The sequence below is a fragment of the Candidatus Methylomicrobium oryzae genome (genome assembly GCF_016745425.1).
In the GTDB taxonomy this organism is placed as follows: domain Bacteria; phylum Pseudomonadota; class Gammaproteobacteria; order Methylococcales; family Methylomonadaceae; genus Methylomicrobium; species Methylomicrobium oryzae.
In genome coordinates this window covers 189,314-204,294 of the sequence record NZ_JAERVK010000005.1, presented here as the reverse complement: position 1 = coordinate 204,294, position 14,981 = coordinate 189,314, and the positions used below count along the sequence as shown (strand labels likewise).

The 14,981-nt window shown below is 54.4% G+C and carries 10 protein-coding genes; 6 read left to right on the top strand and 4 right to left on the bottom strand.

Annotated elements, in window-relative coordinates; genetic code table 11:
- Positions 1 to 498 precede the first annotated feature (498 nt).
- The 3 genes from JJL52_RS07505 to JJL52_RS21295 form a co-directional block, all read right to left on the bottom strand.
- Complete coding sequence (locus tag JJL52_RS07505) at positions 499 to 690, bottom strand: hypothetical protein (RefSeq protein ID WP_202051774.1); 192 nt, start codon at positions 688 to 690, stop codon at positions 499 to 501.
- A gap of 30 nt (positions 691 to 720) precedes the next feature.
- On the bottom strand, positions 721 to 3,606 hold the full coding sequence (locus tag JJL52_RS07500) for a DEAD/DEAH box helicase (RefSeq protein ID WP_202051773.1): 2,886 nt from the start codon (positions 3,604 to 3,606) through the stop codon (positions 721 to 723).
- A 145-nt stretch (positions 3,607 to 3,751) separates the two neighbouring features.
- On the bottom strand, positions 3,752 to 4,264 hold the full coding sequence (locus JJL52_RS21295) for a WGR domain-containing protein (RefSeq protein ID WP_236994123.1): 513 nt from the start codon (positions 4,262 to 4,264) through the stop codon (positions 3,752 to 3,754).
- An 85-nt stretch (positions 4,265 to 4,349) separates the two neighbouring features.
- Here JJL52_RS21295 and JJL52_RS07490 point away from each other — a divergent pair, with 85 nt between their 5' ends.
- From JJL52_RS07490 to JJL52_RS07465, 6 genes are all read left to right on the top strand, one after another.
- Positions 4,350 to 5,024 carry a hypothetical protein gene (locus tag JJL52_RS07490; protein ID WP_202051772.1) on the top strand — a complete coding sequence of 225 codons (675 nt, stop codon included), beginning with the start codon at positions 4,350 to 4,352 and terminating at the stop codon, positions 5,022 to 5,024.
- 435 nt (positions 5,025 to 5,459) lie between these two features.
- The gene (locus JJL52_RS07485) at positions 5,460 to 6,710 is read left to right on the top strand and encodes a hypothetical protein (protein WP_202051771.1); all 1,251 of its coding nucleotides are present in this window, start codon (positions 5,460 to 5,462) and stop codon (positions 6,708 to 6,710) included.
- 129 nt (positions 6,711 to 6,839) lie between these two features.
- Positions 6,840 to 7,691, top strand: coding sequence for a hypothetical protein (locus tag JJL52_RS07480; RefSeq protein ID WP_202051770.1), 852 nt, complete (start codon positions 6,840 to 6,842; stop codon positions 7,689 to 7,691).
- A gap of 194 nt (positions 7,692 to 7,885) precedes the next feature.
- Positions 7,886 to 8,725 carry an RNA polymerase sigma factor gene (locus JJL52_RS07475; RefSeq protein ID WP_202051769.1) on the top strand — a complete coding sequence of 280 codons (840 nt, stop codon included), beginning with the start codon at positions 7,886 to 7,888 and terminating at the stop codon, positions 8,723 to 8,725.
- Positions 8,726 to 8,741: 16 nt separating this feature from the next.
- The gene (locus JJL52_RS07470) at positions 8,742 to 9,497 is read left to right on the top strand and encodes an anti-sigma factor family protein (protein WP_202051768.1); all 756 of its coding nucleotides are present in this window, start codon (positions 8,742 to 8,744) and stop codon (positions 9,495 to 9,497) included.
- Between the two features lie 25 nt (positions 9,498 to 9,522).
- The gene (locus JJL52_RS07465) at positions 9,523 to 13,683 is read left to right on the top strand and encodes a CHAT domain-containing protein (protein WP_202051767.1); all 4,161 of its coding nucleotides are present in this window, start codon (positions 9,523 to 9,525) and stop codon (positions 13,681 to 13,683) included.
- Between the two features lie 211 nt (positions 13,684 to 13,894).
- Here JJL52_RS07465 and JJL52_RS07460 read toward each other — a convergent pair whose 3' ends face one another.
- Entirely contained in the window at positions 13,895 to 14,932 is a 1,038-nt protein-coding gene (locus JJL52_RS07460) for an IS630 family transposase (RefSeq protein ID WP_202051766.1), read from the bottom strand.
- Positions 14,933 to 14,981 lie beyond the last annotated feature (49 nt).

The window sequence follows — 14,981 nt, the reverse complement described above, 5'->3', positions numbered from 1 at the left end:
GCTTGCGCTTCGAACACCCATAATAAAGGCTCACCCTGCGGTGTGCGCAATTCGCCGAGCAAGGGCAATTCCAGGTCGTCATTGCCGCCGAGAGGTTGTCGTGTGGCCTGATAAGGTAAATCGAAGATGTTCAGCAGTTGCCGAATCAAGGTACGCCCTTTGGCGAGTCGTTCAATCGGCGGCTGTGGGCGTTGAATACTATCCAGTTGGTTCAGCGCCTCCCGCCACTGCGCGTTCAGACGGTTGTGGGGCGCGCGATAACCGGGTTCCTTAAGGTTTTGCTGGCGGGCGGTTTCGCGGGATTCACTTTCCTGATTGGCCCAGGCTTCCAGAACGCCGCGCACGTCGCCGGTAAAGATCTCCGACAGGTAATGCTGGCTGTAAAACTCGTTTTCGTTGGTGATGCCGATCCAGTTCACGCTTTATTTTTCCAAAGACTCAATGATGGGTTACACCGAAGCAGACGCCGTTTGATAGTTTTTTGCAAATCGGCTTCGGTCATTTTGATGCTTGATAACGGGCCCGTACTTGGGCAACTTCGTCTAAAAGGCGTTGCCGCATCATGGCGTCGGACATTTTTTTGCGTTCCATCGCTAAATTAAGCGCTTCGCTCATGACCAGATGCAGTTCCGCGTCGGTCGGCTCCGTCTCGGGGGCCATGAGGTCGCGGTTATTGGCTTGGGGTTGCATGATCTAGCTCCTAAAATGAAAGATGGGATTCTACCGCGCGGCCTGACCGGTAAATAGCGCCGCGACTTGAATAAAAGGCTCTTCTTCGGTGGTTTGCGTATTTTCCAACCAGGCAAGATGATCTTGAAAAACGCGCTCGATATGCGACAGACGGTCTTCGCGGCGGTGCTTTTTGATCGCTTCGGGTTGATCACTGCCGCTAAAATCGATTTCAAGCTGCTCGACGTGGCGGCTTTTCAGTTCGTACAGGTTATCCGACAACTTTTTAAGACGTTGACTGAGACTTGCCTGTTTTTCTTGCCGTAAGGCTTGCAATGATTCTTTTGCCGGAGGAATGGCCAAGGCAAGCAGTTTTTGCAATACCGAGGAATCTCCCGCTTCGCCACGATTGGCCAATTTGCCGGGCTGGATTTGAAGTTTATCAAGAACGGCTTCAAGCGAGTGAATGCCCACGACGGTTTGCTCCTGAAACTCGATGCCTAGCCAGTCATGCACCATGATGTGGCCGCGTTTATTCGGAAAACCGCCGTAGATCAACACCATGTGCTGCTGCGCCTGTAAACTGCCCAAGCGCAGAATCGGCGCAGTGTGTCGGCCAAAGGCATTCAGCGCCCGATCGGCCAGCCATTCCATCACAGGATGCTGCTCCCAGAGATATTGAATGTCGGGCCAGGGGCTGTCTTCTTCCCGGCAGCGCTTGAGTTCGTCATAGATGCGCTGCTTATTGCTGGATAGCAGGAAGCGGTCATTGTCGGGCCGCACTTCGCTGGGCAAATAGCGCAGTCTCTGCACCAAATCATTAGGCGCGGTGATACGCAGCAGGTCACCTTCGATATCGGCTTGCAGATCGACGCCGCTGTCGCGCAGCCATCTTAAGGCTTGGTCGGCATAATCCAGGTCCTGCGGGTATAGCCTGGGGCTTTGTTTCAGGACTTGTGCAAAATCGGTGCTGGGTGCGCTGTCCGGGGTGAAATGCCCCAACAGATCGCCGGATGATTCGGTATCGCCGAGTAGATCGGCAAAAATGTCGGAAATATCGTCATCGTCTTTTTTATCCTGCTCGATAACAATGGCGGTTAAGGCTTCTTCTTCCTCGGGGTTGAATTTGCCCATGAACTCGGAAGGGTCACCGATGTTTTTTCCCGCCTGGCTGTCTTTTTCGATCAGGATTTCCAGAACGCGAAGGTCGCCGTGGACGTGAGCATTCTCCGATTCGGTCAACAGATAACGAATTTGCGGCTGCCGCTGCTGCCCATAGCGGTCGATCCGGCCGTTGCGTTGCTGAAAGACCATCAGCGACCATGGGATGTCGAAATGGATCATCCGATGGGACAGATGGTGCAGGTTGATGCCTTCGGAAGCCACATCCGAACAAAGCAGCAGACGGACCTGGCTGTCGAGTTTGTTGAATTGTTCGACGGCTTCCATCAGGTCCCGATCTTTCATATCGCCGCGCAGTGAAGAGACTTGTTGGGGTTTCAAGCCGAGATCGTCCGGCAAGTGCTTTTCCAAGAAGTCGAGCGTAATCAAACTTTCCGTAAAGATGACTAGGCGGTCATCGGCATGCTTTGGGCTCCAACCGAGACTTTTTGAGCCGTCCGGACGCAGGAGCTCCACCAAGCGTTGATATTTGCTGAATCGATCGGATGTTATGGCTTGAATGGCTGAGCGTAACCCCTCCAGTGTGCTGATGTCAGCCAAAATATCGTCGTTTTCGCTTCTCCCTTTTAGCCGTTTCAGACGGTTTTCGATCGTCGACAAACAAGCTGCAGGGCTCGAAAACAATGCCTTTTCTAAAACGGTTCGAAATAATTGCCCAGCGCCTGGCCCGTCCAAGGTATGAAATTTCGCCGCGACCAGTTGGTCATAAGCGGCTTCTTCGACAGCGCTCGCTGGGGTGCGAACGGTATCGATTTCGCGTTCCGGGAAGTTTTGTTTCAGTTGCTCGCGCACATCTTTTTTAAAACGGCGGATGACCAAGCCTTTATCGCGAAAATCTTGCTGTGAATAATCGCGGGGATTGGCAATAGCGGTGGGATCGAGCATGTTCATCAAACTAGCGAAGCTCGCCGCTTTGCCGTCATGCGGTGTGGCGGACAGCATAATCAGCGTGTCGGAACGGGTAGCCAACAACTTGGCCAGTTTTGCGCGCTGGGAATTGGCGCTTCGTTCAGCAACGTTGTGTGCTTCATCGATAATGATGATGTCCCAATAGGCTTTTTCCAAATGGTGCCGATATTCGATATCCTGCTTCAGAGTATCGATGGAAATGATTGATCGGTCAAAATAATGAAAAGGGTTGTGATTGGCCGGTATGCGGTTCCGGACCCGCTGCAATCCGACCGAATCCAGGCGAACGAGCGGAATCGAAAAACGGTTCCAGAACTCCTGCTGAAACTGGGCCAGCATCGATTTTACCGCCAATACCAGGATGCGCTTGCCACGGCCGCGAGCGATCAATTCGCTGACCAGAATGCCCGCTTCGAGCGTTTTTCCCAAGCCGACCGAATCGGCGATCAGAATGCGTTGGCGGGGCTGACTTAATGCTTGTAGAGTTGGATCGAGCTGGAAAGGCAACTGATCCATCGCTGCGCGTTGAGCGATATGGATAAATTCGTCGGTGGGCGGCGTCTTCCGCAGTAATGTATCCAAATAAAGCAGGCTGGCCCGAAAATTGGGCGTCAGATCGTCCACCAACTGCGTGGTTTCCGGATCAAGAATGCGGATGCTGGGACCATAAGGGGGTTCCTCAAGCTTGGTAAGAAACAAACTTTCGCGCCCGCGCACAATCTCCGACAGCCCTTCGCATGTCAGAAGATAGCCCCCATCGGAGGAGTGATCAACTCGCTTGATGCACCATTCGGCATCGCGCGCTTCTATACGTAATCCTGATGCAAATTGTTGATGCGTGGCCAAGCTTGATCCGTTCCTATTATTTTGGTTAAGTGGCTTCCAGAAGAATTTGGTAATTATAGAGTAAAGTGTGTTTACTATCCTTGTTTAGGTACTTATTCAAAATTAGTTCTTCGGAATTACCTCAGCTCAAAATCATAGCCCGGGGTTATGATGTTGCTCGGACTTCATAGCCTACCCCGATCCGCTTAGGGGCGTATTGTTTGCGTTTAAGAGCTTTTTGCACGTATTTAAGCGCTTCGTACTCGTTATTGACGATCGTCACCAGGGTTCGTCCTTTGCCGCCGATCCGCCCGTAAGTCGTTTCCACGACCCAGTTGCCGAAAAGGTCTTGGCCGTAGGCAATCGAATAGGCGCGGTGAATATTTCGGCTGGCATCCTTCGCTTCTAAAAACGGGCGGAATCCTGAGGTCCTGAGTTTAGCCAAAACCAGATTTACAACTGTCCCGTCTTGCATGACTTCAACGACTGCGTTCATGTCGTTCTCACGTTTCCGCACCCTAACAAAATCCACCCGAATACCTGGATCGGTAAAATAGGCCATTGCTTCTGTAACAAAGAGCCTGAATTCCTTAATTAAAGCATTGAGGAATTCAGGTGAATTCCTTAGCCGGATTTCCGGAGTTTGTTTTTCACTCTTTTCTTTTAGGAGCAGTGCCATGCTACAGCGAATTTTGATGCCTTTCTTAGCTATTACGGCATTCGTCACATGCAGCCCACAAATTCACGCCGAGGCGGGAAGCGTAATGACTTCGGGACTGGGCTTTCTCGAAGCCTATCGAACTGCCAACCCGTGTTCATCCCCGGCTGAAAAGCTGAAAGGCGCGTTCACGTCTCAATTGCCTTTCTTGATGGGCGCGACGATTGGAATTCCCGCGGGGCTTATGTCCCACAGTGCCGGCAAAGGCATCGGATGGGCCGGCGCCGCCACACTCGCCACCGGAAGCGCAATGGCTTTGTATGGGATCGCCACGCAGGAAAAGCTGGAGGATGCCGCAGCTAAACCCGGCACTTGGGTTCGAAATCGCGATTTTGAATTGTGCCAAATCATGAGCCAACGCCGGCAGGCCTTGACGTTTATCTTGCAAAATCTGAACCGGGAAGTCAGTCCGCCGTGTCTCTATACCGTCGCAGGCAATCAGGATTTCCGCAAGAATGTGGACCGCAACGGCCCTGCGTTTTTGCAGCAAATTCAGGCTTGCGCCCGCTCCAATCCACAAATTGAACGTTCCTTGATGCAAACACTTGAGCGGATCGCTCAGGTCAATCACGAAACGTGCAGCTATGGTAGCGACATAGTCAAGTTCTATGATGCCAAAATGGCGGAAGAGGCGGAGCAAACCGGCGCATCATTCATCAACCATATTCAACCCACCTGTAATTCGCAAAACGACTACCAATATTTCGACCGCGATCAATAAGACCGTTCCATCCCATCAGGCATTGCCGCACGGGGCTCAGAAACGCACATCGCTGTGCTCCGTGCCAGTGCTATTGCTTCAGACCCACGTTTTACAAAGAGGTGCTTATGCCATTTTTTTATAAACGCACGTAACAAATCAACTTTCCCAATCGATTAGAGATATGACCAGGACGTTTTCCGTCAAGCCTCGGCATGGCGGAGCAAGCGATTAAGGTGTTTTTAACGCCATGAAGAAAAGGAAGGGGACTCGAAGCGATTTCTATTTTTTTCAAAGGTCGGCTCTTACTGTTCTTTGTAAACGCGTGTAACAAATCGATTTCCCGAGGCAATTATAGATGTGACAAGGAAGACATTCCCGCCAAACCTCGGCTCGGCAGGAGCATTACATCTTGATTGTATTAACTGAAATTTGAAGCTTAATGAAGGAGGCTTTATGGAAGTATCTAACGCTTTTTTTCAAGGCGTACCGATCTGGCTGTGGTGGATGTTCGGCGGACTGCTGCTGATGTCCCTGCTTTGGCATTATAGGCACCATGTGTCGTTCGAACTCAAAAAAATCTACTGCCTGTTGCCGTTCATCGGGCTGATAACCCGTTTGGCGAAGGATGCCGAGAAACCGGCCAATGCCTTATGGACACGGGCCGAGCGAGTGTTGTGTTCGATTTTCTACCCGTATCTCCCCGAATGGATCGACTACGGCTCCCTATGGGACAAAGCGACGCTCTACCTCCAACGCTGCTCCGAACTGGGCCGAAAACCCTGTCCGTTATGGCTGGGTGCGGCGATATTTCTGATTTTGTGTCTGGAAGCATCGGCCTTTGGCATCCTACTGTCTGACTTCGTGGTTCAAAACCTCCCGGCACGGTATAAGCTCTGGGCCGGGGTAGCCATCGGCTGCGTGATTTCGGGGGTTTTGTTGTATCTGACCCACAGCGCCGGGCGCGAGCAGTACTTAAACAGTCATATCGCGAAAATTCGAGACGAATATGCCAACCGGCCTGCGAGCGAGACCGAGATGGGGTTAAGGCCTTTTCCAGATGTCAGCCTGGACCATCCGCTCGACAGCGGGCTGCCCAGTTACATCCAGCATTTGAGCCGGCTGGACTATCGCGGCAAAGTGCAACCCCGTCATTGGGCTACCGTCATGGCGTTGACCGTTGTTTGCACAGTGGGTGTCACGACTTACAAGCTCAGAGAATCGTTGCATCATGATCAAACCGTGGCAACACAAAAGCAAACAGCAACTCCCCCGCTGACCGAGGAGGAAGCCTTGCTGCTGAGTTCCGGTTCCGACGCTTCGGCGTCGGCGGCGTTCCAAGTGAATGAAGCCACCGCTCGCTGGGGTTTCTTAGGGCTTGGCTTTATCTTTTTAGGGGCCCAAGCGCTTGGATTTTTATGCGGTTATCACTTCGGGTTCATAGGAAAGCAGGCACGGGAAGCTTACCAGATCCTCAAATGCGCGCAAAACAAGGAAGCTTTCGAAAGCTACAATCGCCACCGTGACGATTACGTAATTTACACGGCGCAGAGGCTGTTGGAGAAACTGCAACAACGCCAACGCCAATACGCCAACGGCGGCGGCTACGATAACGATCTCGACAAGAGAACGTTTCGGCGCTACGTCCAAGAAATGCGGTCGCCGGAAGAGGTCCTTTCCACGCGCAGTTCCTCGACCGTTAGCTAATCCGCCGCTCTGGCCAAATTCGTAGTCCGACTGTGTAACAAAACCGAGGGCTGCGCGAATTAAAGGATTGAAGACGCGCGGCCTCGAAGGCCGCGCGTTTTGATCACACCTGACTTTAGGAGAACAACTATGCACAAAATCCTCACACTGGCACTGCTTCTCGCCGCGTTGTGGTATGCAGCCCTGGCCCAAGCCGAAACATCTTCGGCCGGCCACAACGGCGGCAATAAAAGCTTCCCATCCTGCCGCACTCATTTTCGGCTGCAACAAACGCCCGTTTCAAGAAGTTACACCATTGCCGTAGATCAAACCACCCGCCTGAGTCCGATGCTGGTCCAGGATACGGTCGAACGTGTGGTTCGATCGCTTAAACCCGGCGATCACGTCAAAATCGTCACCTTCAGCGGTATGAGTCAGCATTATTTTACTTTTATCGCGCTCGAGCTTAGGATTGATGTGCCTCCCAGCGAGGACGAGTGGGACACGGCCATCCCCGCGGCCCAGGTCGACGCCGCCAAAACGTGCTTTACCCGGCAAATAGCGTTGGCACGGAGCAAGGTGCAAAAAGAATTGACTCGACTGTTGTCCGAAAACCTTGCCCACACCCCCGCTAAATCGGAAATTTTCAAAGCCATTCACAGCATCGCTTCGATAACCGACCCTGCCGTTCCCGAGAAAATCCTAGTGGCTGTCAGTGATTTAGTGGAAAATTCTGATATCGCTGTGCTCTACCGAAAACACAGTCTGGCAGTAAGCGATCCCAAAGCAGTGCTGGTCGCCGTTAAGCATCACGGCTTGCTGGCGTCCCTGCCCAATACAAAGGTTTACGTGGTCGGTGCCGCCTTTATGCCCGCCCCCAAGAACCATGTCGGCTTGAAGCAGCGCGAAGCCTTAAAAAGCCTCTGGCAAGCCTATTTCACCGCCGCCAAAGCGCAAGTGCTGGCTTGGGGAGATCCGGCCTTGCTCAGCGAGATTCTGTAGAGGATGGGGTGGGTCTAAGCGCCCACCCCATTTTCTGAAAAAATAGGGCTCTGTTCGGGGCGTTTCGATGTTTTAAACCAGCCGATTCGCCCAGGCTATTTTTACAGGCCGAAATGGCACTGTAACAAAACACCTTTTTCCCGTCATTATGTTTATGTAATTCACCTTTATCCAAACCCGACCAAGGAGCCCCCATGTGCGACCAACCTGTACCGAAAAATGTGGAAGCCGTATTCCGAAAACCCAAGGCGCAATGGAGTCCCGAAGATCATGCGATCGTGAAAATCTGGACCGATGAACCCTTGCACAATTCCAAGCTCGATCCCGAAACCGCGCAGAGGCACTACCAAAGCCGATTATCCTATATTGACGTGGCCGAACTGTTTTTCAAACCCTATGCGGAGCTGTCGGCAGCGGAACGAAACAGCCTGCATACGTGGTTAAATCACGAATGCCGGCGTAAACACTTCAGAACGCTGCTGATCGGTTTTTTGATCAAACAAAAAAAACAAAAAAAACAAAAAAAAATGAGTTATCTGATCGAATCGGTAGATCTGAATGCATGGGTCAAAGAATTTCTCCAGGATTTTTTTGCGAACAAGCTCATCGACCGCTTCGATCCCTTGCGGAATTCTTTATATGGCTATATTGCCGGAGATCGGGGAGCGCTATGTTTTTGGTGCCTTCAAAAGAGCAAGGGAACGGTGGATCAACGCGCCAAAGAAAGACAGCAAATCGATGCGGTAGAGACGGAAGACGAAATCAACGACGCGCTCCCTCCCGTCAGTCTGCATCGGCGCAGTCCTGAAGAAATCCTCGCCTATGCCGATTTGTTCAACCTCATCAACAGTCTTCAGCCGGCCCGCTATGGCGAAGCTTGGCTTCTGTATCACGTGGAAGGTCTTTCCTATCCGGAAATTGCTAAACATTTCGGCATTCGGGAAGGCAACGCGAGAACCATCGTCAGCCGGGCAGCACAAGAACTGCGCGCTGTGCTCGATAACGAGCATGCCGAGTACGCTAAATCATTTTAATCTCAGGAGCAATTCAATGTCTCAAACTAAACAAAAATCCATCGAAGAAAGCTTAAAACGCATGCTCGCCCACCTCGACGCCCTGCCCAAAACTCCGGTAGGCGACCACTTCGACGTCAACGAGATGGCCTGCTATGTCGAGGAGACCTTGAGCGGCGATCATCTCAGCCGCTTTGAACGGCATCTGGAAAGCTGCCCCGCATGCGCACGCCAACTCGAAGCGATGTTCGCGGCGGCCGACTATTGGGCTCGCCAAGACGCGGCGCAACCGGCCCCCCTCTCCCCGTTGGTGCAATCATTGGCTCAGGGCATCCGCCGCGTCAAAGAATGGTTACAATTCGATACCGAGGACAGGTTCAATGAATGGTTTCAATTCGATGCGGAGGGCACCCGCTTGTGCAGCCAGGCGCTGGCCGGTGGCCTGCTAGCCGATGGCGAGAGCAAAGCGTGCTTACCGGACGGACTGCCTTTGGCCGTGCGCGGCCTGGAGCTTAAAAAAAACGGCGGTCTGGCCGTGTATCTGAACTGGCTATCTGCTACGCCTGAATACGGACCCGCCGTAGAATTGGGCGACGTTCCCGCCCAACCCGCCGACGCCCAATGGCACAACTGGCAAGCCGCGCCGCGCAGCGCGCAAATCCTGGAGATCAAGCATTGCGGCCTGAGCGCCGACCGGCTCGACGCCGCCCGCGCGCAAGGCCGCATACTGATCGCGCTGAACTGGCAGGACGAACGCAACGTGTTGCGCATCAAGCTGTTACCCGACGCCTGAACCCTTCCGCTCAAGGAGACCACCCATGACCGCCCCACCGCAACCGACAGAACCCGGCTTAACGGAACAGATCGAGCAGCTTACCCGCCATATCGAAAGCCTGCCGGAGGTGCCGCCAGAGCACCGCGATTGGGCGGGCTTGAATGCGGCGTGGGAATGGACCTCCGCAGGCATGTCGTACCAGAAGCTTCTCAATTTCCTCAACGCGGGCGTCGCGCAAATCCATCGGGCTGAGCCCGGGGCGGCACACAAAGCACTCGCACTGTACCGACAAGGGCTGTATTACGTCCCCAGGTTTATCAAAGACCACCCCCACCATATCGGCATTCGAGAGATGGCGCTTGGGCTTTTCTGCAACGCAGGTGTCGCGCAAACACAACTGGCGGAGCCCAATGCACAGCAAAAAGCCCTTGATCTTTACTTCTTAAAAGGGCTGGAACTGGCCTCCTCATTTATCCAAGATCACCCGCATCATGCCGGTATTCAAGAGTGGACGCTTCGGCTATTTTTCAACGCGGGCCTCTCACAAAGCCGACTGGCAGAGCCCGAGGCGGCGCAAAAAGCGCTCGCGCTGTATCGGCAAGGGCTGGAAAACGTCCCCAAGTTTCTTCATGACCACTCCCACCACGCCGGAATGCAGGAACTGGTGCTTCGGCTATTCTTAAGCGCCGGTACCGTGCACATCCATCTGACGGAGCCTGATGCGGCGCAAGAAGCATTTGCGTTGCTCCGGCAAGGATTAGAAAACGTCCCCGCGTTTCTTCAGGACAACCCCCACCATGCCGGCGTTCAAACACAAATTCTTAAACTGCACCTCAACGCGAGCATAGCGCAAAGTGGACTGACGGAGCCTGATGCGGCGCAAAAAGCATTCGCGTTACTCCGGCAAGGATTAGAAAACGTCCCCGCGTTTCTTCTGGACAACCCCCATCACGGAGGCATTCAGCAAGGAGCGCTAGAGCTGTTTTACAATGCGGGAATAACGCAAAGCAAACTGGCGGAGCCCGAGGCGACGCAAAAAGCGCTCGCCCTGTACTGGCAAGGGCTGAACTGCGGTGCCGAATTCTTGAAGCTCTCCCCGCCAACAGCCAATATTACGCTCTTATTACTTCCCTTAACAATTAATTACTTCAATCTTTTCCCTCGTCCTATTTCCACTTGGCAATCCGTATTCCGCTGCTACGCCTTGACATCGATCAACCCTCAACTTCCCTTTCAGGATAATGGGACAAAGGCCTATTCAAATTTAAACAAAGATCACCAGTATTGCCTGAACGAAGGACGGATACACGACGCCTCCCTCGCCACACTGTTCCAACAGGAACTGTTGGACTGGCTCCTCGACTGGCGGCTGGTAGACGATACCGTGGGCCTAAACGGCAACCTGCTCCACTGTTGCCGCGCTGTGGAAGCGTTGTGGCTGTTGGCGCACGCCGAGGAAAACGCGCCCTTGCACGCTTGGCTGGCGTCGGTCGAAAAGCGGGTTGACCGTTTGCAAAGCCAACTCGACGCGGGGCAGGCACAGGCTGCACGAGAAGAAAACTTGATTCGGAACCGCTTGGCGCAGGCAAGGCAGCGCTTAGGGTTAGCCCCAGAATCCTCGCTCGACGCCTGGACGCAGCGTTTGGCCGGCCGCAAGGGCTGGTGGCAACGCGGCCGGGATGTCCGCGTGCGCAACACGCTCAGGGAATGGCAAGCCCTCCAAAACCGTTCCGCCCAATCATTGCGCCTGGCGGAAAAGGACGGACTGGACGTGAAGCGGGTACGCGACGCCGGGATCGGCTGGCTGGCCAAGAGCATAATACGGTTTCATCACTGGTCTGACGGTCTGTCGCAAGAAAGTACATTGTTGCTGGCCAATGTGTTGGCCGGAAGCTTAAACGAGGCGACGCCCCACCCCGGCCTTTGGCGCGATCCCTACGCCATTCATCGGCTAATGGCGCAGAACGGCTGGGTCCACTGGCTTCAGGATGACGGCACGCGGCCGACGTTGGCAAGTTGGCTCGTTCCCGGTTTGCGCCTGCAAGACATCTCCCCGCAGCTCCTGAAAAGTCAGGGGCCAGCTATGGACGGCTGGCTGAAACGTTATGCCGCGGAATTACTGACCTATCTCGAAACCCATCCGGATTTCGAGCAAAATTTGCCGGAAGGCTATGTTCCCGCCGTACGCCGTCATGTCGAATTGCTAAAAGCCAGATCGCCTCTTAAGTTTGCTGCTTCGCCTACGTCCATGGATTCTATGGAAGAACGCGATCTCGCCGATGTTTTGAATCGCGCCTGGCTCGAGGCCGAGCGGACCGCGCTCGAACTGGCGCATGTGCTGGCTGCCGTGGCCTGCGGCGGTGAGTTGGGGCCCCTGCAGGCTACACCGGACTCTTTCATTGAAGCGAAACTAGGTGAAGAGGCGGCGCCTTATTACGCCGCCGCCTTACGGGCCGTCATCCAGGGCCGCATCCAAGATTTGCTTGTCGAACATATTGGCGCATGGCTCCAGCATCAGGAACCCGATACGGATCAAACGACCTTGGGCACGGCACTTGAAACATTCAAACGGCAATGCACCCGTCTGCTCAACCGCCACCCAGGCCCGCGCGACGATGACGATTTGACCCAGCGCCTGCACCATTACTGCCGCAATCTGCTTGGCGTCATCCTTAAACAGCCTCAACCGGACCTGGACAAGCTCTGGGAAACCCTGGAGCGCAGCCGCATTGCGCTGAGCGGCATGCAGGTTCGGCCTTTGAGTCCGGCACGGCACGAGTTCATTGGTAAACAGATTTTCGACGAATTTCGGACTACACCCTTCCAGCCCGGCCGCGATTGTTTTACCCCGCTGCTCAAGGCCTGGCTGGCAGGCCTGAACGCGCCGTTGTATGAGGAACAGGAAGTCAAATCCGAAACCGGGGCGATCAGGGTTGACAGAAAGCTCAAAGAACCACCCTGGCTGCCGGCCAAACCCTCCGCGGAGGATTGCCGGGCCAAACTGCGGCCCGGCGAGGCCCTGGCGCAGTGCTTTCTCGACCCCGGCGACGGGCTGGTGCACGTCTTGTGGCTGGATCACGGCGGTTTAAGCCTGCGGGAGCTGGAGGTCGTCTCCCACGCCACGGACGAGAACGGGCGCGGCGCAAAGGCCGATTCGATCGCGCCGCTGCTCCATGCCTGGCGGCGGTGGCGGCAGGACTACGGGGGTGCGCCGGAGCCTTTTGAAGAGCTGTGGCAACGGCTGGAAGACCATGCCGTGCCGCGCCGGCTGCTGGCGCATTGGCTTGCCTGGGCACAACAGGCCGAGGTAAGTCACCTCATCTTGCTGCTGGACGGCGAACTGGCGCAACTGCCTTGGGAGGCTTTGCTGGGAGAGTGGTTTCCCGGCAGCGCTTTGACCTTCGAGCGGGCAGTCAGTTTAAGTTGTTGGCGTACGACGGAAACCACATTCGGTCCGGCTGCTGGCGGCTCGGTGCTGTTCGGAGACGACCGGCACACCGAGGCCGATCCCATCCTGCATCGCGAGGCCGAGGCGCGGCAAGCTGGCGCTTATCTGGAACACGGATTGGGATTAAAGCCGGTAGCCTGCCGCGATGCCGCCGAATTGACCACCGTGGAGGCACTGATCCACCTGAAGCGCAGCCGGGCCGCCCATTTCATCGGCCACGGGCGCTATCACTTCGCCGATCCGCGCGGTTCGGCGTTGACGCTGTACCGCGATAACCTCCGCGAGGAAAATCTGCGTTGTTGGCTGTTAGGCGCCCTGCCGCAAAACCAGCGCTTTCTGGCGCTGACCGCCTGCGAATCGGCGTTGTGCGGCTTTTCCAGCGCAGCGTTGCTGGCCCCGGTCGGCATCGGCCAGACCCTGATCGCTGCCGGGACTCGTCAGGTCCTGGGCACCCTATGGAAGGTCAACCAGGACGCCTCCTGGCTGTTCCATCATTTTCTATACGAGGCTGCCCGCGATACGAAGGCCCGCAATTGGCAGGAGCTGATTGCCATCGCCCAGGAACGGCTGCAGAACTTGACCGATGAGGAGGCCATTGCGCTCATTCCCGAAACCAAGGGCCAATCTTTCGCCCACAACAGGATCAACAACCATGTGATCAGCAGTGACGACGGAGAGATTCTTCCCAGCCGACCTTTTCGTCATCCTTTTTACTGGGCGCCTTTCGTGGTCTTGGGCGCGCCGGAGTTGCCTTAGTTCGGGCCTTTGGGGCTGCTACGGAGGTTTTACTTTTCCTGAACAGTCACCCTGAAATAGCCTCAATTTTGAAACCCAAGCAAAGGGATTCAAGCTGGTAGTCAAAGCAGGTTCACGTTTTCTATGACTGCAATAAAGTCATGATCTGACTATCTCTTTAAAAGAAAAGGGCCGTTTTTGAGATTGCTTATTGATCCGGCCCAATGAAGTTTTAAGCGGCATACTTTACTGGTTGATCCTGAAAGAAGCTTTTAACCCGGTCAGGCAATTGAGTCAATCGAGTCATATGCTCATTGGCAGCCTCGCGTAATTTGGCTTTGGTTCTGACCGGTACTTTTTTGCCGATGGCCTGTTTCAAATCGGCATTGAGGCGCTCTTCTGGATTCAGCTCTGGACTGTAGCTAGGCAAGTAAAACATTTCGATTTGATCCTGGCGGTCTTGCAACCAGGCTTTGACGGGTTTGGCATGATGGACGCGCAGGTTGTCGACAATCAGAAACACTTTTTTGCCCACCTCTTTGATTAAAGCCTTGAGAAATTCGATCAGCTTGTCGGCATTGAAAGCCTCGTCAATAATCATCCAGCGGGCTTTGCCTTGGTTGGTGACGGTGGCGATCATGGACAATTTTTCACGCTTCCCGCCAGGCGCATAGGCAACCGGCGTTTGACCTGAGGGCGCATAACTTCTGCCTCGGACATCGGTGTTAGTCAAGGCGGTCTCATCACCCCAATGGATTTCACCGCCTTCCGCTTTGGCGCGAACGGCTATCGATGGGTAGCGTTCGTCCAGCCAGGCTTTGACCGCTTCAGGGCGTTGTTCGTAGGCTTTTTTGATCGGCTTTTGCGGTGTAAAGCCCCAGCGTTTCAAGTATTTGCCTACGGTTCTGACCGGCAATTGAATGCCGAATGCCTGTTCGATCAGTTGCCTCACCGCCGCCCGGCTCCACAAACAGAAATCCATTTTCAACTGCTCAGGACATTTGTCGATGAGGGCACACTGAATTTGTTGCTCTTGCTCTCCGGTGAGGATGCGCCCTTGCCCTGGCGTTCGCCCGCGCGCTGTCGGACGAATGGCCGACCAGCCGCCGGCTGTGTACAAATCGATGGTATAGCGAACTGTCGGGTAGCTCAGTCCTGTCATTGCGACAATCTTCATGAGCTTGTGGCCTTGGTTATGCAACCGCACGACTTGCTTGCGCCGCTCGTGTAATTGCTCCAGGGTTTGATTTCTTGCGTCTTCTTTATCCATGCCGTTCGGATAAACACCCCTCATGAAAGTTCAAACTTCATAGGGCCGT